3 protein-coding genes are annotated in these 1,812 nt (G+C 60.1%); all 3 read left to right on the top strand.

What is annotated here, in order from left to right; translation table 11 throughout:
• Window positions 1–23 precede the first annotated feature (23 nt).
• On the top strand, window positions 24–470 hold the full coding sequence (locus tag AC0KUR_RS37825) for a transposase (protein ID WP_473377381.1): 447 nt from the start codon (window positions 24–26) through the stop codon (window positions 468–470).
• Window positions 458–802 (top strand): IS66 family insertion sequence element accessory protein TnpB, encoded by a 345-nt coding sequence (gene tnpB, locus AC0KUR_RS37820; RefSeq protein WP_473377380.1) that lies wholly within the window; start codon window positions 458–460, stop codon window positions 800–802. The genes AC0KUR_RS37825 and tnpB overlap by 13 nt, the downstream gene beginning before the upstream one ends.
• A 63-nt stretch (window positions 803–865) precedes the next feature.
• Window positions 866–1,812, top strand: a 947-nt coding sequence (gene tnpC / locus AC0KUR_RS37815) for an IS66 family transposase (protein ID WP_473377379.1), incomplete at its 3' end; no start/stop codon positions are given.

Genomic DNA, 1,812 nt, shown 5'->3' with positions numbered 1-1,812 from the left:
CGTAAGCGCCCGGCGAAGGCATCTTGATCGGCAAGTCGTGCCGCCCGACGATCATGTCCATTCAAATTTTAAATGGACAGGTGTACATGATGGAAGACGTCGAAGTTGTTGAGGATGTGGTGCAGCCGACGCGGCGCCGTAGACATAGCAAGGAATTCAAAGAGAAGGTCATTCGTGCGGCGATGCAGCCAAACGTGTCGATTGCTGCGGTGGCGCTACATTACCGACTGAATGCGAACCTGCTTCGCGGCTGGGTGGCGACACAGGAGGAGCGAGATGCCGCAGAAGCCGCTCGTCGAGAGCTGGATGCTCCCTCGCCGGAATTTGTGCCGCTGCAGTTGCCGGGGCCGGCTGCGGATGCGGGTCACATCGAACTTGAGGTGCGGCGAGGCGCGACGACGGTCACGGTACGTTGGCCGTTATCGGCCGCGAGTGACTGCGCGACGTGGCTGCAGGGATGGCTGCGTTGATTCGGATTGAGGCCATTTGGATGGCGACGGAGCCGATCGACATGCGCGCTGGTGCGGATACGTTGTTGGCGCGCGTAGTCAAGGTGTTCGGCGCGGTGAGGCCGCACCACGCCTATTTGTTCGCGAATCGTCATTCGACACGGATGAAGGTGTTGGTGTACGACGGTTTTGGGATTTGGTTGGCTGCCCGGCGGCTGAACAAGGGGCGATTCATCTGGACCAACGGCGAGCAAGCGGTGAGCGTCGGTCTCAATCCAGAGCAGCTCCAGGCGCTCGTGACAGGGCTGCCGTGGCGCACGCTCACCCCCGAGCATGCGATTACTGTGGTGTGAAATCCGTGAGGACGTAAACTGTCTCACTTCCGGATCGGGCGCCTGTCTGGCAGACTGGTTGGCATGGACATCCCGGCCGGCCTCGATTCTCTAAGCACCGAACAGATTCGCGCTTTGAACGCGAAACTGATGGTCGAGATCGCTGAAAAAGAACGGGAACTGCAGTATCGGCAGACCCGTATCGACCAGCTTACGCACGAGCTGTCGATCATCAAGCGTCAGCAGTTCGGCAAGCGAAGCGAGCAACTCAACAAAGAGCAGCTGAGCTTACTCGAGGAATCGGTTGACGGGGATCTGGCGGCCATCGGGCTCGAGTTGCAGGATCTGAAGTCCGACCAACAGGCTCGGGCGCCCCGTCAACAGCCGAAGCGGATGCCGTTGCCGCCGGAGCTGCCTCGCATCGATATTCGTCACGAGCCGGACAGCCCCGGCTGCACGTGTGGTTGTGAACGCGTCCGTATCGGCGAAGACATCAGCGAGAAGCTGGACTATACGCCAGGCGTGTTCACGGTCGAGCGTCATATCCGCGGCAAATGGGTATGCGAGGCATGCGACACGCTCGTGCAAGCTCCCGTGCCACCCCATGTGATCGACAAAGGTATCCCGACCGCTGGTCTGCTGGCGCAGGTGCTGGTCGCCAAATATAGTGATCATTTACCGTTGTATCGGCAGGAACGCATCTTTGCACGTGCCGGTCTGGCGATTCCTCGATCGACGCTGGGTGCCTGGGTGGGCGCGTGTGGTGTGCACTTGCAACCGTTGGTCGATGCGCTGGGCAAAGAAGTACTGCAACAGGCAGTGCTGCACGCTGATGAAACGCCCGTGCAAATGCTCGCGCCGGGCAAAGGCAAAACGCATCGTGCTTACCTGTGGGCGTATAGCACGACACAGTTCAGCGACCTGAAAGCGGTAATCTACGACTTCGCTGACAGCCGCGCTGGCGAACATGCGCGCGCCTTTCTGGGAGCGTGGCGTGGCAAGCTGGTGTGTGACGACTACGGCGGCTACAA

This window comes from Burkholderia sp. YHN3-13 (assembly GCF_055810675.1).
This window is presented reverse-complemented; position numbering and strand designations above follow the sequence as displayed.